Annotated in this window: 25 protein-coding genes; 15 read left to right on the top strand and 10 right to left on the bottom strand. The window is 33.8% G+C overall.

What is annotated here, in order from left to right:
* Window positions 1-10: 10 nt before the first annotated feature.
* The 5 genes from AC6CHK_RS01755 to AC6CHK_RS01735 form a co-directional block, all read right to left on the bottom strand.
* Window positions 11-709 (bottom strand): hypothetical protein, encoded by a 699-nt coding sequence (locus AC6CHK_RS01755; RefSeq protein ID WP_498092963.1) that lies wholly within the window; start codon window positions 707-709, stop codon window positions 11-13.
* Between the two features lie 529 nt (window positions 710-1,238).
* Complete coding sequence (locus AC6CHK_RS01750; RefSeq protein ID WP_498092961.1) at window positions 1,239-2,267, bottom strand: hypothetical protein; 1,029 nt, start codon at window positions 2,265-2,267, stop codon at window positions 1,239-1,241.
* A gap of 110 nt (window positions 2,268-2,377) precedes the next feature.
* Complete coding sequence (locus tag AC6CHK_RS01745; RefSeq protein ID WP_498092959.1) at window positions 2,378-2,878, bottom strand: hypothetical protein; 501 nt, start codon at window positions 2,876-2,878, stop codon at window positions 2,378-2,380.
* A gap of 7 nt (window positions 2,879-2,885) precedes the next feature.
* On the bottom strand, window positions 2,886-3,419 hold the full coding sequence (locus AC6CHK_RS01740; protein ID WP_498092958.1) for a hypothetical protein: 534 nt from the start codon (window positions 3,417-3,419) through the stop codon (window positions 2,886-2,888).
* An 18-nt stretch (window positions 3,420-3,437) separates the two neighbouring features.
* The gene (locus AC6CHK_RS01735) at window positions 3,438-3,989 is read right to left on the bottom strand and encodes an RNA polymerase sigma factor (protein ID WP_498092956.1); all 552 of its coding nucleotides are present in this window, start codon (window positions 3,987-3,989) and stop codon (window positions 3,438-3,440) included.
* Between the two features lie 185 nt (window positions 3,990-4,174).
* Here AC6CHK_RS01735 and AC6CHK_RS01730 point away from each other — a divergent pair, with 185 nt between their 5' ends.
* The 4 genes from AC6CHK_RS01730 to porW all read left to right on the top strand — a co-directional run bounded on the left by AC6CHK_RS01730 (window position 4,175) and on the right by porW (window position 8,689).
* Window positions 4,175-4,924 (top strand): Rossmann-like and DUF2520 domain-containing protein, encoded by a 750-nt coding sequence (locus AC6CHK_RS01730; RefSeq protein WP_498092954.1) that lies wholly within the window; start codon window positions 4,175-4,177, stop codon window positions 4,922-4,924.
* On the top strand, window positions 4,914-5,432 hold the full coding sequence (locus AC6CHK_RS01725; protein WP_498092952.1) for a KdsC family phosphatase: 519 nt from the start codon (window positions 4,914-4,916) through the stop codon (window positions 5,430-5,432). Before AC6CHK_RS01730 ends, AC6CHK_RS01725 begins: the two co-directional genes overlap by 11 nt.
* Before the next feature lie 8 nt (window positions 5,433-5,440).
* Window positions 5,441-5,995, top strand: coding sequence for a Maf family protein (locus AC6CHK_RS01720; protein WP_498092950.1), 555 nt, complete (start codon window positions 5,441-5,443; stop codon window positions 5,993-5,995).
* A gap of 87 nt (window positions 5,996-6,082) precedes the next feature.
* Complete coding sequence (gene porW / locus AC6CHK_RS01715) at window positions 6,083-8,689, top strand: type IX secretion system periplasmic lipoprotein PorW/SprE (RefSeq protein WP_498092948.1); 2,607 nt, start codon at window positions 6,083-6,085, stop codon at window positions 8,687-8,689.
* 77 nt (window positions 8,690-8,766) lie between these two features.
* On the opposite strand, the gene surE is transcribed toward porW, so the two are convergent.
* A complete protein-coding gene (gene surE, locus AC6CHK_RS01710; protein ID WP_498092946.1) occupies window positions 8,767-9,531 on the bottom strand; it encodes a 5'/3'-nucleotidase SurE in 765 nt (254 codons plus the stop codon).
* A 147-nt stretch (window positions 9,532-9,678) separates the two neighbouring features.
* Here surE and AC6CHK_RS01705 point away from each other — a divergent pair, with 147 nt between their 5' ends.
* Together AC6CHK_RS01705 and AC6CHK_RS01700 are read left to right on the top strand one after the other, a co-directional pair.
* Window positions 9,679-11,799 (top strand): carboxy terminal-processing peptidase, encoded by a 2,121-nt coding sequence (locus AC6CHK_RS01705; protein ID WP_498092944.1) that lies wholly within the window; start codon window positions 9,679-9,681, stop codon window positions 11,797-11,799.
* A gap of 20 nt (window positions 11,800-11,819) precedes the next feature.
* Window positions 11,820-12,716, top strand: coding sequence for a mechanosensitive ion channel family protein (locus tag AC6CHK_RS01700; protein ID WP_498092942.1), 897 nt, complete (start codon window positions 11,820-11,822; stop codon window positions 12,714-12,716).
* 15 nt (window positions 12,717-12,731) lie between these two features.
* On the opposite strand, the gene AC6CHK_RS01695 is transcribed toward AC6CHK_RS01700, so the two are convergent.
* Window positions 12,732-13,235 carry a superoxide dismutase family protein gene (locus tag AC6CHK_RS01695; protein WP_498092940.1) on the bottom strand — a complete coding sequence of 168 codons (504 nt, stop codon included), beginning with the start codon at window positions 13,233-13,235 and terminating at the stop codon, window positions 12,732-12,734.
* A gap of 149 nt (window positions 13,236-13,384) precedes the next feature.
* Here AC6CHK_RS01695 and AC6CHK_RS01690 point away from each other — a divergent pair, with 149 nt between their 5' ends.
* The 5 genes from AC6CHK_RS01690 to AC6CHK_RS01670 all read left to right on the top strand — a co-directional run bounded on the left by AC6CHK_RS01690 (window position 13,385) and on the right by AC6CHK_RS01670 (window position 18,020).
* Window positions 13,385-14,275, top strand: coding sequence for a carboxypeptidase-like regulatory domain-containing protein (locus AC6CHK_RS01690; RefSeq protein WP_498092938.1), 891 nt, complete (start codon window positions 13,385-13,387; stop codon window positions 14,273-14,275).
* A gap of 40 nt (window positions 14,276-14,315) precedes the next feature.
* Entirely contained in the window at window positions 14,316-15,617 is a 1,302-nt protein-coding gene (locus AC6CHK_RS01685) for a TonB-dependent receptor plug domain-containing protein (RefSeq protein WP_498092936.1), read from the top strand.
* Window positions 15,618-15,653: 36 nt separating this feature from the next.
* On the top strand, window positions 15,654-16,301 hold the full coding sequence (locus tag AC6CHK_RS01680) for a hypothetical protein (protein WP_498092934.1): 648 nt from the start codon (window positions 15,654-15,656) through the stop codon (window positions 16,299-16,301).
* Window positions 16,302-16,402: 101 nt separating this feature from the next.
* Window positions 16,403-17,728, top strand: coding sequence for a 2TM domain-containing protein (locus tag AC6CHK_RS01675; RefSeq protein ID WP_498092932.1), 1,326 nt, complete (start codon window positions 16,403-16,405; stop codon window positions 17,726-17,728).
* The gene (locus tag AC6CHK_RS01670) at window positions 17,718-18,020 is read left to right on the top strand and encodes a 2TM domain-containing protein (protein ID WP_498092930.1); all 303 of its coding nucleotides are present in this window, start codon (window positions 17,718-17,720) and stop codon (window positions 18,018-18,020) included. Before AC6CHK_RS01675 ends, AC6CHK_RS01670 begins: the two co-directional genes overlap by 11 nt.
* A gap of 703 nt (window positions 18,021-18,723) precedes the next feature.
* Here AC6CHK_RS01670 and AC6CHK_RS01665 read toward each other — a convergent pair.
* The gene (locus AC6CHK_RS01665) at window positions 18,724-19,359 is read right to left on the bottom strand and encodes a DUF1579 domain-containing protein (protein ID WP_498092928.1); all 636 of its coding nucleotides are present in this window, start codon (window positions 19,357-19,359) and stop codon (window positions 18,724-18,726) included.
* 265 nt (window positions 19,360-19,624) lie between these two features.
* On the opposite strand from AC6CHK_RS01665, the gene AC6CHK_RS01660 reads away from it, so the two are divergent.
* Together AC6CHK_RS01660 and AC6CHK_RS01655 are read left to right on the top strand one after the other, a co-directional pair.
* Entirely contained in the window at window positions 19,625-20,311 is a 687-nt protein-coding gene (locus AC6CHK_RS01660) for an SIR2 family NAD-dependent protein deacylase (protein ID WP_498092926.1), read from the top strand.
* Between the two features lie 239 nt (window positions 20,312-20,550).
* Entirely contained in the window at window positions 20,551-22,275 is a 1,725-nt protein-coding gene (locus AC6CHK_RS01655; protein ID WP_498092924.1) for a M14 family metallopeptidase, read from the top strand.
* A gap of 187 nt (window positions 22,276-22,462) precedes the next feature.
* On the opposite strand, the gene AC6CHK_RS01650 is transcribed toward AC6CHK_RS01655, so the two are convergent.
* Window positions 22,463-23,344, bottom strand: a complete 882-nt coding sequence (locus AC6CHK_RS01650; protein ID WP_498092922.1) for a cupin-like domain-containing protein — start codon at window positions 23,342-23,344, stop codon at window positions 22,463-22,465.
* Between the two features lie 403 nt (window positions 23,345-23,747).
* On the opposite strand from AC6CHK_RS01650, the gene AC6CHK_RS01645 reads away from it, so the two are divergent.
* Window positions 23,748-23,966, top strand: a complete 219-nt coding sequence (locus tag AC6CHK_RS01645; protein WP_498092920.1) for a hypothetical protein — start codon at window positions 23,748-23,750, stop codon at window positions 23,964-23,966.
* A gap of 47 nt (window positions 23,967-24,013) precedes the next feature.
* The gene (locus AC6CHK_RS01640) at window positions 24,014-24,781 is read left to right on the top strand and encodes a GLPGLI family protein (RefSeq protein ID WP_498092918.1); all 768 of its coding nucleotides are present in this window, start codon (window positions 24,014-24,016) and stop codon (window positions 24,779-24,781) included.
* Window positions 24,782-24,878: 97 nt separating this feature from the next.
* Here AC6CHK_RS01640 and AC6CHK_RS01635 read toward each other — a convergent pair whose 3' ends face one another.
* Complete coding sequence (locus tag AC6CHK_RS01635) at window positions 24,879-25,232, bottom strand: helix-turn-helix transcriptional regulator (protein WP_498092916.1); 354 nt, start codon at window positions 25,230-25,232, stop codon at window positions 24,879-24,881.
* Window positions 25,233-25,301 lie beyond the last annotated feature (69 nt).

Here is a 25,301-nt window from a genome sequence, read left to right as displayed (position 1 = left end):
CAAATATCAATTACATCTGCTCGATAATTACTGTACACAAAGATTTATTTGCGGTTAAAATTAAAGATCTATTAGATCCTTGATTCTGGTATGTAAAAACAGATAAAACATCACCTGTATTACACTTTACAATAGACGTCAATAAACCTGTGTTTATAGCAATAGCGCCTGTGGTAGAAGATTCAGTAAAGTGAGGCAAAGAGCCAACTGGCGGGCCTACAGCATTCTTTCTTACCTGTACATTATACTCAAAACCGGCAATTATATCAGCTTTCTCGTAAGTTAATGTGGTCGTAACGCGATACCATCCATCTTTTGGCACTAGAAATTCGCCTGTATTTGCATTCCAGAAGTTGCCGGCATTTTCATTTTGCGTAGTTGTCCAAGCAGTTACTTTTGTAGATATATTGTTTGGAATATTTTGTCCATTACCTTTGGTGGCAAAAACCCGTATTTTCTTTTCAGTAATTTTTTTGGACAAAGTAGCTGCATCCACTTTTTTTAATTCGCCTTCGTTTCCATATACAGAGATAGAATCTAAATCGGAATGACTGCTAATTGTTTCTATTTCAGAAACTTTGGTATTGCCGTTCACATGAAGAGTAGCTGTTGGTGTTTCCGTATTGATTCCGACCTGAGAATACATAGCTGTAAAATAGAGTGCAAAAATTAAAAAGGCTCCTTTTGAAATACAATTAATTTTAATCATTGTTAAGAATTTTTTAAATATGTTTTCAACAAAGTTAGAATAAATTACATAAAAAATAAATAGATGTGTTTAATTTGTAATTAAAAGCAACGACAAAAGCATTGCTTTTAATGTCTTTGTAAAGGGGATATTTATTAAGATTTTCTAAATAATTAAAATTAAATATTACAGTATAATTCTCTTTTTGGAGATAAAAATGTTTCAATTTAGCGAAGATTAACTGGATTTAAAATAGCCAAATTTTTATTACTTTAACATGCAGGTTTTGTGAGCATAACCAAATTTTTTGAGACTATAAAAAATATACTTTTACAGTATTTGTTCTCTCCAAAAAAAGAAATTTTATCTTAATATTTTATAAGGTTGAGCAAAAATTAAACGAACCTCACAAAAATATTGTAATGGTCGTCAATTATTAAAAAATAAGGCTCTTGTGATTTATATCATCTTTTAGAACGGCTATTATTTCTGTTTTGTATTCCTTTCATTCAGAAGGTTTCTTATTCGAAAAAAACATAAGTTTCTCTTTTTATTTATTATACTTTCCAAAATCTTCAGGCAAAATATAATTTCCTGTAAGCGGATCGATTCCTACTCGATGATATAATGCATTCTGTTTGCGTATTTTCGAGGCAGCAATATCTATTACCGCTACTACCAAACCTCCAATAGCACCTGCGACTCCTGCTCCAACTATAATAGGTGTATTAGACTGAGGAAAGATTTCGTGTTCGGAAGCGGTTATAAAAAAGCCTTCATCATCTTTTTCGATTTCTATCAGGCTTGCGGGTGTCTTTTTATAGGCAATTCCGCTATCGATAATTGCAAAAACATCTTTGCTTAAATTATCATAGCCATCAACTCTTTTTACACCTTTGATTATTCCGTCTTTATTTTTTCTTACCGTAAGTTCTTTATCTGGCTTTTGTTCTGCAAAAGATTTATAATCTCTATAAACACCATCAGTAAATGATTCGGAGTTAAAAATCGGCAAGTTTTCAGATATTACTTTTTGATAGTTTTCGAGATCGACTTCGGATATAGGAATATTCAATCCTGTTTCCATATATGAATCCTTTATAATATTGGCTAATTCTGCTGAGATTCTGGACGCTATAGCTCTGGTAATGTAAGCATGATCTTTTTGTGGGTAATCTTTTGAAATGTTGATTTTTTTTAAAAAATAATATTGATCATTTTTCTTTAAAAAAGTTGACGCTCTCATTTCCAGATGTCCCGTAACTGATCTTTCTGCAGGTATATCGTTGACTTTCAAATATTCCAGCATTATAAAGTAGTTAGTCTTTCCTAGTTCTTTATTATCTTCTAAAAACCAATCTGAAACCAATTTTTCCAGATCATCTTTTTTAAATTTTACCTCATAAGGATCTTTCCTGTGAGAAACGATTCCTATACTTTTATCAGCTCTTTTATCAATAAAAGTAAGTGATAATGCGTCATGATTTTTATCTTTTATACTATTTCTAAGTTCTATAAATTGATTCTGTTGAGCAGAAATAAATACTGAAAATAATAAGAAAAAAACAAACTTAGCCATAGTTGATATTTTACACAAAAGTATGAATTTGGTTTAAATTAAACGACCCCCACAAAAATATTGCAAGGGTCGTCCAACATTAAAAAAATAAACTATTATGATTTTTTATATCATCTTTTAGAACGGCTATTCGTTCTGTTTTGTGGTTTTCTTTCGTTCATCTTATCTCTCATCATGCCTTCAGATTGAAAGAGTTTTAATACTTTTTGACAAGGAATTACGGTCTGCATTTTTTCAGCATACTTCTTTCTGTTGTCTAGTAATTTTTGGCCAACATCAAAACTCTGCTGCAATTTTGCTTTTGCTTCATCATCGCTCAGAGTTTCGGGATTAAAATTAGCATTAAACTGATTTTTAATTTTTTTCTGATTTTCGATATACTCATTATAGAGATTCGTAAATTCGGCTTTATCTTTAGGATCTACATCAAGATTGTCGAGAACCATATTGTTTCTGAACTGCGTAAGAAGTTCTTTTCTTTCTTCAGGAGAAAGATTATTTATAACTTCTTTTCTCTGCTCACGATTCATTTTTTTCCAATCGTAATCTTTGATCTGGGCATTTAAAGCAAACCCGGATATTACAAGAAGTGTAAATAATATTTTTTTCATTTCTCTTTTAATTATATAAATCCAAATAAACATCCTGTGTCGAATTGTTGGCTAGTTCTGCAATTTCAGAACTGGAAAACGAATCCAAATATTCTGCCATCTGAGTTTCTGTCTGTTTTGAAACGGGTTTTACCGTTTGTGGCTTTGTCGCTGTCATTTCGTTGTGTTCAGGCGTGTATACCATTGTTTTTATCTGTTGTTTTTCACTTCTTTGATTGATGTTTTCAACAGAAGTTAAATCTGATTTTAATGTTTCATAAGCGATTTCACTTTCCGTTTTTGGTGCAGATTGATTATCAGCAAGCGTACTTGTCGGATTTGTATCTTCACCGGAATCAGAATATGAATTGTAAACAAATGTTGATCCAAAAATCAAAGCCAGTGATGCAGCCGCCGCATATACCCAGTTTAATTTAAAAACAGGAGCTTTCTTCTTTTCGCTTATTTCAGACATTACTTTTCCCTGAATGTTTTCAAACAAATTGTCGGGTACTTTGTAAATGTTTTTGCGTTCTAGCTTTTCTATATCAAAATCTTTCATCTTCTTGTTTTTCAAAAATTATTTCTCGTAATTTTCTTTAATATATTCTTCAATTTTTTGTTTGGCGTAATGATAATTTGTTTTTAATGTTCCTACCGACATATCAACAATTTTTGATATTTCTTCGTAAGGTAAATCATCATAATACCGCATCATAAATACCAGTTTCTGCTTTTCGGGCAGGCTTTGTATGGCTTTTTGCAGAAAGATCTGTATTTCTTCGGCATCACTTTGCGTATTATCGGCTACGATATTCTGCATATAATATTCAGGATCTTCATCGGTTTTCTGCATTTTTTTCAGCTTATTGATCTGTTGCAACGATTCGTTGGTCGCAATTCTGTACAGCCATGTATACAGCTGGCTATCGTTTTTAAACTGATGAAAATTCTGATAAGCTTTTATAAATGTCTCCTGCAAAGTGTCCTGAGCAAGATCTCCGTCGACGATTATTCTTCTGATGTGCCAATACAATCTACTCTGATAAGCATCCATCAACGCACGAGTACCTTTTTCAAGAGTTCGTGGGTTTTGCATCAGCGCAATAATTTCCGCGTCCTTAATCTTCATAAGATGCTTTCATTGTTTTGGATTACAAAAGTATTTAAAAGTTAAATTACTTATTCAATTTTTAGTCCATTTATTTAATGAATTAAAAAAAATGTTTTAAACAATTACAAACGATGTATCAAACTTCCAACTCCCATCTTCCCGCTTCTTTTCACCAACTCATTACAAAATATTATCTTTGTTAGATGCAAATTGTAATTATAGGTTCCGGAAATGTGGCTTATCATCTGGCAAAAGCTTTTGTTCAGAATAACATTCCATTGGCTCAGATTTTTGGAAGGAATGAAAAAGATTTAAATGAAATTTCCGAAGAATTAAAGATTCCTTATTCCGCAGAAAAACTGGAAGATGCAGATCTGTACATTATTTGTGTGAGCGACAATTCTGTGGAAGATGTTTCTAAAATCATTTCTAAAAAAGATTGTCTGGTTGCGCATACTTCCGGCTCATTACCGAAGGAAATTCTGACAGGAAATTACAAAAAAGCAAGCTTTTATCCTTTGCAGACTTTTTCTAAAACAAAAGAGCTGGATTATTCCAACATTCCGTTTTTTATTGAAACAGAAAACGAAAACGATAAGGCATTATTGTTTGAATTAGCGGGAGGTATTTCGAAAAATGTAATGGAAAGCACTCACGAAAAAAGAAAATATATACATTTGACGGCTGTTTTTGCCTGCAATTTTGTGAATCATCTTTTTTCCAAGGCGAAAGAAATTTCGGATTCTCAGGAAATTCCGTTTGACTATTTTTTACCGTTGATTGACGAAACTGTTCAGAAAATTCATGAAATTGAACCAAAGTCAGCACAAACAGGCCCGGCGGTAAGAAATGACAAGCGGGTTTTACAATTACACGAGCAATTATTAAAAGATGAAAGTCTTGAAATTTATAAAACAATGAATCATTCTATTAAAAAAATGTATGAGCTATAAAGAGAAATTGAAAGATATAAAAGCATTTGTATTTGATGTAGACGGCGTTTTCACAGACGGAAGCGTTTATCTGATGCCAGGCGGAAATATGTGTCGAGTGATGAATGTTTTGGACGGTTATGCTGTAGTTAAAGCATTGAAAAACAATTATTTAATTGGCGTAATTACCGGCGGAAATGATGAAATGGTAAAACACAGAATCAATTATCTCGGAATTGAAGATTACTATGCAAAATCTCACGATAAAATGACTGATTTCGAAGATTTTAAAAAGAAATACAAACTCAAAAAGGAAAATATTCTGACGATGGGAGACGACATTCCGGATCTGCACATCATGGAAAATTCTGCCATTGCGGCTTGTCCGGAAAATGCAGTTCCTGAAATCAAAGGAATTTCACATTACATTTCACCAAAGCAGGGTGGAAGCGGTGCGGTACGCGATGTAATCGAGCAGGTAATGAAAGTGCAGGGAAAATGGCATGATGACAATACACAATCTGTTTAAAAATTAATATGAAAATACTTTTAGCTTCCCAGTCGCCAAGAAGAAAAGAATTGTTATCCGGCTTGGGATTTGATTTTGAAGTCGTAAAAATTGATTGTGAAGAAATTTTACCAGAAAATATTGAAGTAAAAAATGCAGCGGCTTATTTATCCGAGTTAAAAGCAAATGCATTCCGGAAACTTGAAAATGATGAAATTTTGTTGACTGCAGATACAGTTGTAATTGTTGATAATCAGATTCTTGGGAAGCCAAAAGATGAGGAAGAAGCACGAAAAATGCTTCAGCAACTTACCGGGAAAATACATCACGTTTATACGGGAATTACCATTAAAACTGCAAACAAAACAATTACACAAACCGATGTCGCCGATGTAGAGTTTGATGAAATTACAAATGAAGAAATAGAATATTATATTCAAAACTACAAACCATTCGATAAAGCAGGAAGCTACGGCGTTCAGGAGTGGCTCGGAATGGCAAAAATAAAAAGAATAAACGGCAGCTTTTATACCATCATGGGACTGCCTACTCATTTGGTTTACAAAATTTTAAAAGAATTATAAACAATTTCCAAATAAAATTTTGTTATTTTTACAAAATCATCAAACTGCTTGAATAATAAAAAGCAGATTAGCGAGTTATATTGAATAATGAAAAAAAATATTTTATTCCTTTTGGCTGCGATTATTGTTGTTTCATGCGGTACCAAAGTAAAAAAGCCGGAACAGCGATCAAAGTTTTTAAAAGGTTTTTCCACATATTACAATACACTTTTTAATGCAAAAGATGCTTTGAATAGTGAATTTGAAAACAGAGACAAAGCTCATAAAGATAATTTCTATGCGCCCTATATTCCTATTCTTACTTATGAAGAGCAACCGATAGGAAGTGATTTGGGACAATCTTCTGCTTTTGCGGAAAATTCCATGAAAATGGCAGATATCAACAGATCATCAGGGAGCGAAGGAAGACAGGCGTCAGGAGTTCCCGGGATGCCTACAGGATTGTCGGGTGTAGCACAAAATCAAAATCAGCAGCCTGATGAAAAAGGAGCAACAGCACTTGAAATTGCCGAAGCAAAAGCTTTAAAAGCCATTGGTAAATATTCGGTAATCAAAAAAGGGGAGGAGCAGAATAATACGATTTTTGATGCTTATATTATTTTGGCTCAGTCACGTATTTATCAAGGCAAATCATTGCAGGCTTTGGATGCGCTTAACTACGTTTTCACCCACATGAAAGACGACAAAAGGCTTCCTTTGGCAAGAGTTTATGAAGGTTTAGCCTATGCGCAGCTTAAAGATTATCACAAGTCTGAGGAGATTTTTACCAAGCTTAAAAATGAAAAGCTTAAAAAAGATCATGAGAAACTTTTAAGTATTTATTATGCCGAATCTCTCTTAGATGCAGGAAAAAAAGAAGCCGCAGTAAATGAACTTGACAAGGCTTTTGAACTCAACGGAAACAGAAAACTGAAAAGCAGAATTGCTTTCTTAAGGGGGCAGGTTTTAATGGAGTTGGGGAAAAGTGATCCTGCACGCGAAAGCTTTATGGCCGCTTATAAATATGCCAATGATTTTGAATTTGAAGTAAAATCCCAAATCGAGATCGCTAAAACCTTTAATGGAAAAGGAAATTATGACGGCGCCAGAAAATATTTGGAAGATATCAGCAAAAAGGGGACTTATGGTTCCAGGAAAAATGAATTTTATTATGCTTTAGGTTTAATGGCCAATAAAGCAGGAAAACCTGAAGAAGGACAAGAATATTTCAGAAAGTCTCTTTTGGAAAAAGTTTCGGATCCGCAGGTGCGTGGTTTGGCTTATTACGAAATTGGGAAAAGATATCTGGACAAAAATGATTACATCGGTGCCGGCGCTTATTACGATTCTGCATTAGCTTCGATGACTTACGAGCCATCAAAAGTGCTTTTAAAAGATCAGTCTGAAAACATTAAGAAAATTTCAAAAAATTATTATTTAATAAAGAGAAATGACAGTATTCTGGCATTGGCAAGAATGTCTGATGCACAGAAAACAGATTATTTTGCAAAACATATTGAAAAGCTAAAAGCTAAAGAAGCCAAAGAAGAGCTGGAAAGACAGCGCGCAGAAAGAAATAAAGGATTCGACACCGGAGATTACAACGCCAATTCTTTATTTGCAAACAGCCCAAATACGTTTGAAGATTTCGGAACATCAGCAAAAGGCTTTTATTACGAAAATACAGGAACGGTAAATAAAGGAACCTCAACATTTAAGCAGGTTTGGGGAGACAGAGCTTTGGTGGATAACTGGCGTTATTCTAAAAAGATGTCTACCATTGAAGATCTCAAAAATGAGGCTTTAGGCGTAAGCTCGACACCGGATCCGAGACGTTATGAACCGGCATATTATATTGAGAAGATTCCAAGTGACGCAGGTAAATTGTCTGAACTTAAAAAAGACAGAGACACGGCGTCTTTAGGTTTGGGAATCATGTACCAAAACTATTTTACAAATACTTCTTTGGCAACAAAAACATTATATGATCTTGTTGACGTAAAACCTGAAGAAAAAGTATTGCTGCAGGCTTTGTATGAAATATTTGCAATGAATTATGAGAAAAATCCTCAGGCCGCAGCAAGAGCCAAACAGATGTTGCTGACAGATTATCCGTATACTTCGTATGCAGAATTTGTGAGAAATCCTAAAAACAATACTTTCGTAAAATCTTCACCGGAAGTAGAAAACGAGTATAAAATGGCTTATGCTTTATTCGAATCTGAAAAATTTGCCGAAAGCCAAAGTATAATAGATCAGGCGATCCAGAAAAATCCGAAAGACGCATTGGTTCCGAAGCTTTATTTGTTAAATGCTTTTAATGCAGGAAAATCAAGCGGAAAAGAAGTGATGATTTTGCAGCTTGAACAGATTGTTTTAAATTATGGTAAAACCCCTGAGGGTCTTAAAGCAAAGGAAATGCTTAATTATCTGAAAAGTGAAGTAGGATTTCAGGCAACCGACAATAAAGGAAATACGGTGCAAAAAACTCCCGCCAACAATGCGCCAAGCAAACCGGAAATGTTTAACCAACAAAATCAAAATATACAGTTGCTGAATGATGCTGCATCCGGAAATCAAAAAAATCCGCTGCCAAATAGCTCGCAACCTGTAAATAATGCAATCAAAAGCGAAGTTCCCAAAAAGGCGGGAATGAATATGAATACTCAGAAATTGGAAATGGCAACGCCAGTTCCTGCAACACAAAATAAATAAAGAAAAAATATATAAAGTAATGGACGGAAGAAATTCCGTCCATTTTATGTTTAATGAAGATTTTTGCAAAAGATGTTTTATTGCATTACTTCTTCCAATGTTTTCATGTATTCGTAAGCGGTCATGTCGAATTTTACAGGTACAATTGAGATGTATCCGTTGGCCAAAGCGGTTTCGTCAGCATCTTCAGAATCATCCATATTATTGAAATATCCTGTCAGCCAGTAATATTTTTTTCCGTGCGGGTTTACTCTTTCGTCGAAGCTTTCTTCCCATTTTGCTTTTGCCTGCTTGCAGACTTTTATGCCTTTTATTTCTTCTGTTGTAAGTTTAGGAATATTTACGTTTAGCACAATTCCTCGCGGCATAGGATTTTCCAGAGTTTTTTTTACAATATCCTGAATATATTTTTTTGCCTGCGTAAAATCTGCTTCCCAACTGAAATCGAGTAACGAAAAACCAATCGCCGGAAGACCTTCAACACCGGCTTCCACAGCGGCAGACATCGTTCCCGAATAAATGACATTGATAGAAGAATTCGCTCCGTGATTGATCCCTGAAACAACAATATCGGGTCTTCTTTTTAAAATTTTATCAAGAGCCATTTTTACACAGTCAACAGGAGTTCCGCTGCATGAGAAATCGGTTTGCGGACCATCCAATGTTACTTCTTCATAACTTAAAGTAGAATTAATGGTGATTGCGTGTCCTTTTCCGCTTTGTGGAGAATTGGGAGCTACAACAACTACTTCTCCGATTTCGTTCATAAATTCTACAAGATTTCTAACACCTGGCGCAGTAATTCCGTCATCATTTGTAACCAGAATAAGTGGTCTTTCCATAAAAGATTTAAATTTTAACAAAAATACTTAAAAGTATCCGATAATTGTAAATAAGGTATTAAATTTGATAGTTTGTAACAGTCATTCGATAAACGCTACTTATTGAATGATATTTAAAAGAAATTAATAAAAATATATTACAGATTTATGTGGAAAAATTTTAAACTAAATAAATTTCTACTTCTTATTCCGTTGACAAGTCTTATGTTTTGTTTCAACTCGGCAAAAAATGACGATGAAAAGATGCAGACGATAATGGTGAGCGTTAAAAACACACTTTCATATTTACATTACAGTCCAAAACCAATCAATGACGCTTATTCAAAAGATGTGTACAAGCATTATTTTGAATTGGTGGATCCTGCAAAAAGATATTTTGTGCAGTCGGATATGGATGAATTTGCCAAGCATGAAACAAAGCTTGACGATTATTTGAACATGGGTGATCTATCATTCTATAAATTGACAATCGACAGATTATATCAAAGAGTTGATGAAATTGATAAAATAACACAGGAAATTTTTAGCAAGCCGATCAATTTAGAAGAAGATGAAACATTGACTCTTGAGCCGAAATTAAAGAAAGTACCCGCCAACAAGCAGGAACAATATAATGAATGGAAGAAATTCATCAAATACAATATTCTTCAGGAGATTGAATCGATGAACAGCAAAGAAGAAGCTCAGAAAGAAAAGAAAGATTCTGTTCAGAAACATAAGCTAAAAGACACCATCAAGCTTGAAATCCTTACTCCGGATCAGAAAAAAATAAAAGCGACGGATGAGGTGAAAGATCTTGTAAAAGAAACATTTACAAGGTTTAAGAAAAGAAAAAAAATGGATTGGTTCACGGTTTATATGAATGCTTATACTGAAGTTTTCGATCCGCACACCAATTATTATTCACCAAAAGATAAAGAAGATTTTGACACTCAGTTTAAAGGTTCTATCATCGGTATCGGAGCTCTTATTCAAGAGAAAAAAGGAAACCTGTATTTGGGTGCTTTAACGATTGGCGCGCCGGCCTGGAAGTCTAAACAGCTTTCGGAAGGCGATAAAATTTTAAAAGTAAAATCTACACCGAAAGATGATGCCGTAAATGTTGTAGGAATGTTGGTGGATGAAGCCGTAAGACTCATCAGAGGAGAAAAGGGAACTCCGGTGACTTTGACGGTTCAGAAAAAGGACGGAACGACAAAAGATGTGACATTGGTACGTGAAGAAGTGGCGATTGAAGATACTTTTGCAAGAAGTATTATCATCAATTCTCCAAACGTTAAAAAATATGGTTTCATCAATTTGCCAAGCTTCAACGCAGATTTTGAGAATGATAAAGGAAGAAATGCTTCCGACGATATCAAAAACGAAATCATTAAAATGAAAGCCCAAGGTATTGAAGGTGTAGTTTTAGATCTTAGAAATAATGGAGGCGGATCACTGACGGAAGTTGGTGATATCATGGGGCTTTTCATGAACGCCGGACCTTATGTACAGGTAAAAGACGGAAACGGAAAAATTCAGACCTTAAAAAATAAAAACGAAACTCCGATCTGGACAGGTCCTTTGGTGATTATGCAAAACGAACTTTCAGCTTCGGCTTCAGAAATTTTGGCAGGCGTAATGCAGGATTACGGCAGAGCAGCAGTGATCGGCTCGCCGCAGTCTTTCGGAAAAGGAACAGTACAGACTTTTGTTGATCTTAACAGATTTCTAAATACAGAAGATGATTTTGGGTCTTTAAAGCTGACGATTCAGAAATTCTACAGAATTACGGGAGAATCTACGCAGAGAAAAGGAATTGTTTCGGATATTCAAATGAAAGATTTCTTTACTTATGCAGAGATTGGTGAGAGATATGATGACTTTGCTTTGGCGTGGGATAAAATTCCAAGCGTAAACTTTCAGAAATTAAATTATTTCGATCTTAAAGCTTTAGAAAAAGCAAGCGCTGAAAGAATGGCTAAAAATTCGAATTATCAACTATTGCTGGAATCTGCACAATGGAGAGAGCAATTGGATAAAGAAGAAAGCATTACATTAAATATTAATAAGTTTAATGAACTGATGAAGCAAAGAAAAGCTCAAATTGAGAAATTCAAAGCTTTGACGAAATTTGAAAATGGACTCAAGTTTTCAATGTATCCAAACGAAATTGAAAGAGAGAAAAAAGATGAAGCTTTCAAGAAAAAATCTGAATTGTGGATCAAAAATCTCAAAAAAGATGTTTATCTTCAGGAAGCAATGAATATTATAGCACAAATGAAATAAAAAAAAATTAAAAAACACAAGTGAATGATCAAGTAAATAATTTAAAAGAAAATATAGGGATTACAATCAAGCAAATATTAGAATACGAACTTTTTTCCTTAGGAAAATACAGACTTTCGGTATACGAAATTGTAGGCGCTGTTGCCATTATATTAATAGGATTTATTGCTTCAAGGCTGGTAAAGAAACTTATTTATAAATCAGATAAAATAGACATCGGGAAAAAATTTGCTTTCTCTCAGATATTTCATTATCTCATCGTTATTGTTGTTTTCTTTTTAGCGATAAAGGTTTTAGGAGTTAATATTTCTCCGTTATTATTAGGTTCAGGAGCAATATTGGTAGGAATAGGATTGGGGCTTCAGAATTTATTTTTGGACTTTATTTCTGGAATTATCATTTTAGCAGACCGAACAATAAAGGTGGGCGACGTTATAGATATTGACGGAACGGTAGGGAAGGTGCAGGAAATTAAAATGCGGACGACTACGATTGTTACCAGAGAAAATAAAAGCATTATTTTTCCTAATGCTGCGCTTACAACCAATAAACTGATCAATTTCTCCCACAATGATGAGATTGTATTGTTTGACATCAATGTAGGTGTACATTACAATACAGATCTGGATCTGGTAGAAAGGCTTATGAAAACTGCTGCTTTAGAAAACAGCGATGTACTTAAGGAGCCGGCACCGGTCGTGAGATTAGAAAGTTTCGGAGAAAGCTCATTGGATATGAAAATGTATTACAGCACCAGAAATTTGTTTGGACAGCCTGTTGTACGAAGCAGTATCAGAAAAGCAATACTCACGAAATTCAGGGAAAATAATGTGAATATTCCGTATCCGATCAGGACACTTGATTTCCCTTACGGACAATCTGTAAATGACGATAAAAATAAAAAAGCAGAAAATTGATTCTGCTTTTTTTTATTACTTTATTTCTACACATCCGACTCTTCCACCGGCATTTCCTGTTGGCTGAGTTTGAAAATCATCTGCAGCTGCATGTATAATAAGGCCTTTTCCCATAATGTTTTTAGAATCTTCTACACATTCCAGGCACCATTTATCAGTTTTGAAAGTGAGCTTTGCCTTTCCTTCAGCGTTGGCTTCAAGGTTTCCGATATCTCCCATGTGAAAGCTGTTGTTGCCCCATTTTCCATGATCATGATTTCCGGGATTCCAGTGGCCGCCTGCTGAGGCAGCATCAGGAGCCGAACAATCGCCTTTTTCGTGAATATGCACCGCATGCGTGCCTGGAGTAAGATTGGTAACTTCAAGTTCCATGATTACTTCATTACCATCTTGTGTGAACTTGGCTGTTCCGCCGGTTTGTGTTCCGCTTTTCGCCATAATGTTGTAGGTTTTGCTGGAGCTGCAAGATGCCGCAAATAATGCACAACCAACTACTAATGTTAATGTCTGTAATTTCATTTTATATATTTATGTGGTTTAAGATTATAAATTTAGTTAAAATAAATTTATGTTTCTATTATAGCCATTCAGGACAAAAAAACGACCATTCGGCACAAAAAATTTAGCTCATTGCTCGTTACATTTTAATTTTGTATCAAACTACAGCAATGAAAACTCAAGTCAACAAAATAATATTTCTCGTCACCTTTTTATCTTTCTTGTTAAGTTTTTCTCAGGTAAAGATTTCAGGAAAAGTTACTTTTAAAAATAAAGGAATAAGTGAAATAAATGTAACTTTAAAAAACACATACGATGGAGCAACGACAGATTCGAATGGAAATTTCTCCTTTGAAACATCTGAAAAAGGAAACCAAATATTAACTTTTACCCACCCAAAGTACAACGAAATTGAAAAGCCTATTTTAATCGAAGACAAAGATATTTCTGTAAATGCCGAATTAAAAGAACAAATCAACGAAATCGATGCGGTTGTAATTTCTGCAGGATCTATCGAAGCGAGTGACAAAAAAAGAGCAACAGCTTTGTTGACGCCGATTGATATTTACACAACGGCCGGAGCAGACGGACAAATTTCTTCTGCTTTAAACTATCTTCCGGGCGTGCAAAAAGTAGGTGAAACCGAAGGATTATTTGTTCGTGGCGGCACAGGAACCGAAACTAAAATTTTTATGGATGGAAGCTTAATCAACAATTATTTCTCCAATTCTGTTCCGGGAATTGCAGGAAGAGACCGCTTCAATACTTCACTTTTCAAGGGGAATATATTTTCGAGTGGCGGATATTCTGCTTTGTATGGGCAGGCACTTTCAGGTGCTTTAATGTTGGAAAGTGTAGATCTTCCGGATCAAAGTTCTTATGATTTTGGAGTTTCTCCCATATTTTTAAGCGGCGGTTTTCAGAAATTAAGCGACAATAAAAATTATTCTTTTGGCGCAACAGCAGGTTATTCTATGTTGAACCTGATGCAGGAAATTTTCAGTTTTAATACAGATTTTATTGATGCTCCGCAAGGTTTTAACGGGGATGCGAATTTTTAGGTTTAAAACTAAATCCGGCGGCTTTTTTAAATATTACGGGATGTACGACAGCAATAAAATGGGCGTGAAAACCGAAAGTTTAGAACCTGAATATGATTTTGCTTTGGTAAGATTAAAAGGAAAAAACACTTATCATAACGTATCTTTTAAGCAAAAATTCGGGAAATATCTTTTTAATGCCGCTGCTTCTTATTCTTATAATCAGTCAGACTTAAATTTTTCAACGGAAACAGCTGAAGCCGAATCCGAAAGAACACAATTGCTGAATGACGGAAATTATCTCAATTTTAAAGCAGTTATCGACAGAAAAATCAATAAAATAAGTGCTTTGCGTGGCGGAATTGAACTGAACAGCACCAACGAAAACCTGAAGTTTGACGAAATCAATAAAAACTATCAGGATTTAATTTCTTCAGCTTTTGTGGAAACAGATTTAGGCTTTAGCAACAATTTGTCCGCAAAGATTGGGGTAAGAGCCGAAAATTCTTCTTACTTAAATAAAAACAATATTGCGCCCCGTTTGGCTTTGGCTTATCGTTTTGCAAAAGACTGGACGACTTCTTTCGCTTACGGATTGTTTTATCAAAACCCTGAAAGTAAATACATTAATTCAAATGCAAAATTAGATTTTCAAAAATCGCAGCATTATATTTTTCAGGTTCAAAGATCGGCGGAAGGGCAAAGCTTAAGATTTGAAGCATTTTATAAAAAGTATGATGATTTGATAAAAACCCAGAATATTGCTCCGAACAGCGATCAAAATCAGCAGGTGCAAGCTGCTTTTAATAATAATGGAAATGGTTTTGCAAAAGGGGTGGAATTATTTTGGAGAGACAAAAAAACATTTGAAAACATAGATTATTGGATCAGCTATTCGTTTTTGGACTCTAAAAGAGATTTTCTGAACTATCCGGTGAGTCTAAAGCCAAATTTTGCTGCGGAACACACTCTTTCTGTCGTAGCCAAAAGATTTATTCCTGAATGGAAAACAGGCGTCAATCTTTCTTACACTTATGCAAAAGGACGGCCTTATTACGACATTATCACAGAAAACGACAAAAATATTATCCGAAACGAAGGAAGGTTGAAAGACTACTACGCACTGAATTTAAGCTTTAATTATCTTCCGAATTTAGGAAAAAAAGATGCGAAAGCTTTTACCATTTTTGTGTTGAGCATTTCCAATATTTTAGGAACAAAAAATGTGTATGGATACAATTTTTCGCAAAATGGCAACAGAAGTTCGGCTGTCGTTCCGCCGGTTAATACTTTTGTTTTTGTAGGAATGTTTATCAGTTTCGGAGTGGATAAAACTCAGGATGCAATCAATAATAATCTTTAAAATTCAGTATAAATATTAACATTAAATTTAGAAATTATGAAAAAACATCTTTTAAGTTTGGCTTTGATGATGATGAGCCTAATAACTTTTGCACAAAGCAATTATGAAAAAATAATGACAGAAAAGATCGCTAAAATCGAAACCGGCAAAACTCCGGAAGATTTTCAGACTTTAGGCAACGATTTTCAGAGAATTGCCGAAAAGGAAACCACAAAATGGCAACCAAATTATTATGCAGCTTTTGCTTACATTCAAAAAGGTAGAGCTTTGATGAGCGAAGGAAAAGTGCAGGATTTGGATGCAGTTTCAGATCAGGCTCAAAAGTTTATTGATGCCGCGGAAAGTTTGGAAAAAAATAATTCGGAAATCCATTTGCTTCAAAAAATGGTTTATTCTTTAAAAATGATGGTCAATCCTCAGCAAAGATACATGACGTTTGGAACGAAAGCTCAGGAAGAACTAAAAACGGCAGAAAAACTGGATCCGAATAATCCGAGAGTGACACTAATACAAGCAGAAGACACTTATTTCACGCCGGAACAATATGGAGGAAGCAAAACAAAAGGTTTAGAATTATTTAAAAGTGCGCTGGAAAAATACAATTCTTTCAAACCAAAAACAGGATTGGATCCAAACTGGGGGAAATCCGAAGCGGAATATTTCATCAATCAAGCTCCAAAATAGTTTGAAAACTTTGGACAAAACTTCAAGGCTTGAAAAAAGCTGCAAGGAAGAAATATTTAGTTACATTTAATATCATTTATTTTTGAGGTAAGAATTTAATTATGAAACGAAAAGATCTTGTCATATTACTTTGGATATCTTTTGGAACGACCCTTTTCTTTTTCTTCTTTTTTGATCAGGAAAAGAGCTTGAAGAATTTTGTCATCACTTTTCTTGTTTCATCGATGTATTCTTTCCTTATCGGCGTGGGAAATGGCCTTATAAACGATATTTTAAACAAGAAGTTTCCCTGGTCTGAAGCGACTAACAAAAGAGCGGTTTTAAGTGTAGTTTCAATTTTGATAGCCAATTTTATTCTGGTTTATGTATGTAATTATATCAATTTTGTGATTATCCAAAATTCAGCAACAACAGAGCAATTTTTCTCCGGGAAATACAATTTTATCAATTGGTTTATGGTAAATATTGCTTTGCTTATTTCTGCTTTTCTGCATGCCAAAAGCTTCATGGAAGAGCTGAAAAAGACGTCCAAAAAAGAGGTTGTTGAGCAAAAGTTGATTGCCAAATCTGCCAATGCACAGTTTGAAAGTTTGAAAAATCAGCTTGATCCTCATTTTCTTTTTAATTCTTTGAATGTTTTAAGTTCGTTAATTGATGAAAACCCCAGCCAGGCGCAGAAGTTTACCGCTTCAATGTCAAAGATTTACAGATACGTTTTAGAGCAGAAAGATAAAGAATTGGTCACCGTAGAAGACGAGATTGAGTTTGCAAAAACCTATTGCGATTTGCTGAAAACAAGATTTGAAGACAGCGTAAATTTCGTATTTGACGTAAACAAGGAAGATTATCGAAGGTTTGTCGTGCCGCTTTCGTTGCAGCTTCTTCTTGAAAACTGTATTAAGCATAATTTTGCGACTTCTTCAAAACCATTAATTATTAAGATTTTTTCTGAAAACGACACGCTTTGTATAGAAAATAATTTTCAGGTAAGAGAGCAGATGAAAGAAAGCGCGGGAATTGGACTTGCAAATATTGTTCAGCGGTATGCTTTGCTTACAAAAAGAAATGTTTTTATAGAGAAATCTGAAGATTATTTTAAAGTAAAACTTCCGATTTTATCAGATAAACCAAATATTGTCAATATAAAAACTGAAGATAATGATAAAGCATACGAAAAAGCAAAAAAACGCATGAAAGAAATAAAAGGTTTTTATGGAAACCTGATTTCATATTGTATTGTGATTCCTTTTTTAATAATCATCAACCTTATTACAAGTCCTAAAGATATTTGGTTTTACTTTCCAATGTTGGGTTGGGGATTCGGAGTTGCAACACACGCCTTAAGTGTTTTCTCCATCGGAAAAAGCTGGGAAGAAAAGAAAATAAGACAAATTTTAGAAAAACAAAATAACAATCATGGAAAATAATATTGATCAGGAAATTCGTTATCGTGAAGCGGAAAAAAAAGTGAAAAAGATAAAAGGATTTTATACTCACCTTATGATATGTCTTTTTGTCAATATATTTATAATTGTAGCACAAGCAATCAGCCTGGATTCTGGCGAAAGCTTCTGGCAATGGGATTTGATAAAGCTTCCTTTATTGTGGGGAATTGGTTTGGCCGCACATGGCTTGACTGTTTTTTTGCCTGCTTTTATTTTTGGAAGAGATTGGGAAGAAAGAAAAATCAAAGAATTAATGCTTTTCCCTGTTAAATAATTGACAGAAAGAACCATGATTTCATTCGGATTAAATTCCCAATAATGGTTTTCCAATCCAGCATAGCATCCTCCTAAAGAATTTTCATTCCATATTGTTTGCCATTTATTTTTATCATTAAAAAGAGCTAAGGGAAGGTTTTTAAATTCAGAAAGAATTAATTTTCTACCGGAAATATTTTTTATAAATACCGGAAATGCTTTATACTTTTTGATAGTTTGAGTATCATAATTATATACATATTTTGGTATTGTATTTTTAGTTTTTGCTGTAATTTGAATATTATTTTCCGAAAGAGAATCAAAACTTACAGTTTTTTCACTGTATCTCATTTTGGGAAACTCATCTTGAAAATAGAGTGACATTATTTTTTGTTTATTATTGTCAAAAGAATTTAATTTATAACCTGGTGGAGCTGGTGGAGCAGGAATTAGACTTTGAAAATATTTAACATCAATTTTTGCGGTTTCTTTTCCAATGTAGATTATTCCGGTTCCGCTTTCCCCAATTCCTTCATTAAACTGTTGAAAAGACAATTTCTCATCTTTATGAAAATTCATAACAATATCATCTGCAAAAGTTTTTTCCTCTTTGCAACTTGTAAATAATATGATTAAAACCAAAAAGAATTTATTCATAAAATCTATTTCTAAGAATTTTTAATGTGCAAAAAAACCGTCTCAAATGAGACGGTTTTTTTATTTTATTTTTTCGCATATTTTATCTCCATTGTCTTAAATTCTTTGCCTGTTTTAGAATCCGGACCATACATTTCCATTGTTTGATGCGTGTCATCCACAAAAGTATACACTTCCCTCACATCACAATCTTTTCCCGGTCTGCTCGGATCAGTCATTTTACCTTTAAATTCAATGGATTTGTTTGAAGGATTCCATTCTCCTTCCATAGTCATGATCCCTGTTCCCATGTTGTCGATCCAGGTGCTTACAAATTTCTTTTTGGCATTGTCATATCCTGTAATACTCATTCCTTCAAAAGGCATTCCCATAAAATTTCCTTTATGCTCACTTACCTGATAACGCCCGTCAAAAACCATTTTGTTGGTAGCTTCAGATTTGCTGGTCATAGGTTTTCCGCCATTTTCCATCCACATTGTGGTTTCTCCTGTCCAAACTCCGTCAGATTTTGCCAGCATTTTTTGCATATCGCCCGGAGTTGCGAAGTCCATCCATGCTTTTGTTGCGGTTGCAGAATCTACCGGTTTCCATTCTTGGCTTGCCAAAGAATCTGTTTTGTTTGAATCTTTTACATCTACTTTCGCTTTATCACACGCAATAAGTAGGAATGTTGCTGAAATAGCACAGAATAAGCTTTTCATAATTGTTTAGTTTTAAGTTGTTTATAAAATTAATAAAAATTATTGTGCAAAGAATATTATTTTATTATTGATAACTATTAATTGTAATTTTGTAATCCTAGCGCAATTAAAGAACCTTTTTTAGGGGCTTAATGATGCGGAATTTTTAAAAATATTGTTGAATTATTCAATAAATTCTTATTAAAAATATAAAAGCGGTTTTACAATCTAATGAAGAAGAGGAAATGATGAAACCATTTAAAAACTATTCAAACAATTAATCAAAATGAAAAAACTCACCATATTATCCGGTGCCGGAATCAGCGCCGAAAGCGGAATAAAAACGTTCAGAGACGGAGATGGCCTTTGGGAAAATCATAATGTAACCGATGTGGCCAGTCCGGAAGGGTGGAGGAAAAACAGAGAGTTGGTATTGGAATTCTATAACCAAAGACGTCGCCAGCTTCATGAAGTTGAACCAAATGACGCTCATCAATTGATTGCAGATTTAGAAAAACATTTTGATGTTCAGATTATTACTCAAAACATTGATGATTTGCATGAAAGAGCGGGCTCAAACAATATTATTCATCTTCACGGAGAGTTGTTAAAATCTTGTTCATGCAATAATAAAAAGATGATTTACGAACAAAAAGATGATATCAAAATCGGCGACAAGGCAGAAGACGGTGCGCAATTGCGTCCTTTTATCGTTTGGTTTGGCGAAGATGTGCCTTTATATCAAACGGCGAAAGAAAAGGTGAAAGAGACGGATATTTTGGTCGTTATCGGAACTTCTTTGCAGGTTTATCCTGCTGCCGGATTGATTCATGAGATCAAAGACGATTGCCTGTTGATCGTTATCAATCCAAACGAAACAGAATTCGGATACGGACAAAAAGCTGTTGTAATGAAAGAAACCGCAACAAAAGGAATGAAACTGTTGTTTGATAAACTTGTAAATCTAGCGTAATGTAAGAAGTGTTCTGAAAAACTTAGTGTCATTCTGACGTAAGGAAGAATCTAAATTGCGCAAGATTCTTCACTTCACTTTGTTTCACTCTGAACGACAAGCTTAATATTGATTTCTTTTACCTAAAAAAACACCTTTATGAACTTAAAAAGTTAAAACTTATTCAATAAAAATCTTCTTTATAATCAATCAACAATTCCTAAACTTTAAGTAATTTTAAAGCTTCAAATTCCGCTTCAATGAAACTCAAATATCTGATCATTTTTCTAAGTTCATCTTTATTTTTAGCTCAAAATAATTTTAAAACACCTTTTGAAAAAGGAAATGGAAATCAAACCGTTACTTATGACGAAATGAATTCTTATTATCAGAATTTAGCTAAAAACTTTAATGAAATTCAATATCTCAACAAAGGGGAAGATGATAATGGAAAACCAATTTATGTGGTTGTTTACAATCCTTTTCCTGAAAAAGATTTAGAAAAATTAAGGAAAGATAAAGCAATACTTTTTGTCAACAACGGAATTCATCCCGGCGAACCGGACGGAATTGATGCAACGATGATGCTGATGAAAGATTTGGCAACAAAGAAAATTGAAACGCCGCAAAACTTTATCATTGCAGCAATTTCGGCTTATAATGTGAGCGGAATGCTGAATAAAAGCTCATTTTCAAGAGCCAATCAAAACGGGCCGGAAGAATATGGATTTCGTGGAAATGCCAGAAATTATGACCTGAATAGAGATTTTATCAAAGCAGATTCTAAAAATGCGAGAAGTTTTCAGGAAATTTATCATTGGCTGAAACCTGATGTTTTTATCGACAATCACGTAAGCAACGGAGCAGATTATCAATATACTTTTACATATATTTCAACTTTTAAAGAGCGTTTGGGAATTATTTTAGGCGAATATTTTCACAATGATTTTCAGGCTAAAAACCTTGAAGATTTAAAGAAATTGGGTTACGAAAGCACTCCTTATGTGAATATTCATGGTGATGTTCCGGAAGTTGGTTTTGCGGCTTTTGAAGATTCTCCGAGGTATTCTACAGGCTACACGACGTTGTTCAATTCTTTGGGAACAGTTCCTGAAACGCACATGCTGAAACCTTACGATAAAAGAGTGGATGCGACGTATAAATATATGCTTGTCAACCTTCAAAATTTGGATAAAGATTATAAAAAAATAAAACAGCTTCGATTTGAAAATTTAAACCAATATCAAGCCGGAAAAAAATATGGAATCCGATGGAAAATAGATTCTACAAAATATTCTACAATGGATTTTAAAGGGTATGAAGGAAAATATAAGCCTAGCGAAATTTCCGGGAAACCAAGATTGTTTTATGACAGAAACAAACCTTTTACCAAGAAGATAAAATTGTTTACAACTGCGGTTCCGACAGGTTACATCATCATTCCGAAATATTATGTGATTCCGCAATCGCAATATCGTGTGATTGAAGAATTTAGACGAAATAAAATTCAAATGAAATCTCTTCGTAAAGACAGTACAATCGCGGTAGAATCTTATAGAATTGATGACTTTAAAACTGTAAAAAACCCTTACGAAGGGCATTATCTGCATTTTGAAACAACGGTTGACAAATCCAATAAAGCCCTTGTTTTTTCAGCAGGAGATTATCTTGTTCCGACGAATCAGGAAGGTGTGAAATATATCATTGAAACGCTTGAGCCTGAAGCTTTGGATTCCTTTTTCAACTGGAATTTCTTCGACGGAATTTTGGCTCAGAAAGAATATTATTCAGCTTATATTTTCGAAGATACGGCGGCAGAATTATTAAAAAAAGATAAAGATTTAAAACAAAAGTTTGAAGCTAAAAAATCTTCCGATAAGAATTTTGCAGATGACGGAAAAGCTCAATTGGACTGGATTTACAAAAATTCGCCTTATTTTGAAGAAAAGACTTTCAGGCAATATCCGATTTATAGAATTCTTTAAATTATTTTATTTTAAACCATTAATATTTTTTTAAGGGGTTAAGATCATTAAGTTCAGCTTCGCTTGGCTTGGCTTAAAATCAGAATGATTAATCTTAATAGACTTAAATTCTTAAGAATACTTAATGGTTCAGAAAATCCTATTTTATTAAATAAAAAAGACGCTTCAAATGAAACGTCTTTAGCTTTTATTTTGGCAAACCTCTTTTCAATGCGAAATTGGCTCTTTCAACAGCTTTTTTCTCTTTCCAGTCCATATATTTATTTTTAAAACGGCCTTTCATAAAGTTATCAAAATTCCTCTGAACGGTAAGATTCCATAAAGAATTGGCTTTTACCGCCCAAGATTTGTCCCAGGCACGAAGAGAAATAGAGAAGCTTCCGTCGAGATATTTCATCCAGTGCCACCAACCTGTAGGCATAAATAAAGTATCGCCGTGCTCAAGGAAACATTCGATTCCTTCTACGCCATCCAAAGCGGGAAACTTCGTAAAATCGGGGTTTTCGATGTCAAAATCTTCTAACGCGTATGTTGCAAAAGGTAATTTGTAAAGCCTTTCTTTCCATTTGTATTCAAACAGCAAAACGTGTTTTCTGCCATTAAAATGTGTATGGAAAATATGTGCTAAATCGATGTCATAATGTAAGAAAGTAACCGAGCCTTTTCCACCAAAAAACATCGAAGGAAACTTATCCAGAAAACCGCCCATTAATTCTTTTGGAGAAATATAATCTTCCAATAGTTTGTTGGCTTTTTTTATAGGATCAAAAAAGAAAATTCTCAGATCTGTAGGTTCTCTTTGAATAAGGTCTATATAATCTGCAAATTTCATTTCGGTTGTTGGTGCATTGATAGGAGCTGCAGGATCAGCTTTGGCGCTGTCGTAAAGAGGAACGGTAATGTCTCCAACCACTTCTTTCACATAATCCATCGTCCATTTTTGGTAAGCAGGCCATTTGCGGGCCATATTTTTGATCACGACCGGTCTTCTTGGTTTCAGATATTTTTCACGGAATTCTTCTTGCGTAATATCATCAACAATATCTATAGGTTTTAGAATAACCCCCATTATTATAAATTTTAGGTTACAAAATTATTAAATAAATAAATACCATAAATATTTTAAAATTTTTTTAATCTATGACCTTCATCACATTTAATTCATTCGCGACATTAAAGGAAATAAATAAAGATAATTGTTTTAAAATATTTGGTGTAAAAATTACTTTAAACTAATTAATTTGTATAAAAAATACATCAATATTTGCTGAATTTAATGTATATAATTACCGGAAGTTATTGTGTAGGTTTGTATTATGACACAAATGAGAAATTCGCGACCATTTGCTGCGGCCGCATCAAATGTATTTCTTTAAACGTCATAAAATGATGCATCATCCTGATTGGATTTTTATTCTAGACGAAACTTTCAATTTGGAAAAAAATTATTTATTAATCATTAAACAAAATTTATGAAAAAGAAAATTTTATTCGGTGCTTTGTTCGGCATCATGACATTAATGACAATGTCATTTGCGAAACAACTTCAGGCGATATGGACTTCAACTTGCGGAGTAAAACACTACACAACATTTGCAGAAGGCACATCCCAATCTTTAATGGCTTGGCACATTGCAGAAATTAATGCGGCTGAATGTGGAGGTGTAAAACCAACAGTTAGTTTTAATTAATATAATCTGGGGCGGTAATTTTTCCGCCCCTTTATAAATAATAAATTATGAAAAAGTGTTTTATATTAGTTTTATATTTTTTGTCATTTGCATTTGTTAAGAGCCAAGACGTTGAAATTGAGCCCATAATTAAAGCGACATATCATAGCTCATTAAAATATGGTACAAGCTTTCGTGTGAATCAGCCATTTGTTTTATTGGGAAATACGAAAGACTATTATTTTGCAGGCTACAAAACTTATCTAAAGGATACAGATCAGGAAGAAGTTACCAAAAAAGGAAGTGGAATTACCCTTACAATAGGTGATTATTTTCAGGAAAGAATCATTAAAAAAAATGGAACAACAAGTCTGTTTGGTTTATTCAGGGATGAAAGATTGTTGTATGAAGAAAACGTTACGCTAACATGGGTACTTTATGGCGACACCAAAATTATCAATGGTGTAAAATGTCAAATGGCTGCAACCAATAAATACGGAAGAAGATGGATTGCCTATTTTTCTACAGAACATCAGGTTCCGATAGGACCTTACAAATTCACGGGTTTACCCGGACTGATATTTGAAATTTATGATACAAGAGATGATTATCATTTTACTCTTACAAAGCTGGAGAAATATACCGATGATTTTGAATTTAACCTGAAAGGTTATAAAAAGTTTAATAAAAAGGATTTTTTAAAGGCTTCTTACAATTTAGAATTTACAACTTCCGGATTTCCTTTGGATGCAAGTATGAGAAAAGAATTTGAGGATATATTAGAGAAGAAAAAGAAAAGATACAACAACCCTTTGGAAATAAAACCTTTTGAATAAGCTTCGGCTCCGCTCAGTCAGACAGACCGTAACAGAAACTAAAAATAAATAGCGATGTCAAAAACTGAGCGGAATCGAGGTTTCTAATATTTTTATATTATTTTTTTAAATTTTTGATCAACTCTTCCAATTGAGAACTGATAATTTTTGCAACTTCTGAATCTGTAATATTGATAATAATACCTTGCTGAAAATCATTTTGACCAATTGAATTATCTTTAGTGTCAAAGTAATTGCTCACATAAGATTTTTTTAACTCATCATCAAAAAGATCCTGTATCTTCACCTTAAATATATCTGCCAGCTTCGGAATATACTGAGATTTTATATCCGTCGATTCACTTTCCCAGCTTGTATAGGTATTTCTGTCTATTCCCAGCATATCAGCAACTTCCTGCTGAGAAATTTTTGTCTTGTTTCTTAATCTTTTAAGGTTGGTTCCTACTCCCATGATAAAGGTTGTTTTTACAAATTTATACTTTTCATTAAATAAAAAAGAGAAATTCGTAAAATATTAATT

Source organism: Chryseobacterium sp. GQ58, from assembly GCF_059758895.1.
Note: the sequence above shows the minus strand (reverse complement) of the source record. Positions and strands in the feature narration are given on the sequence as shown.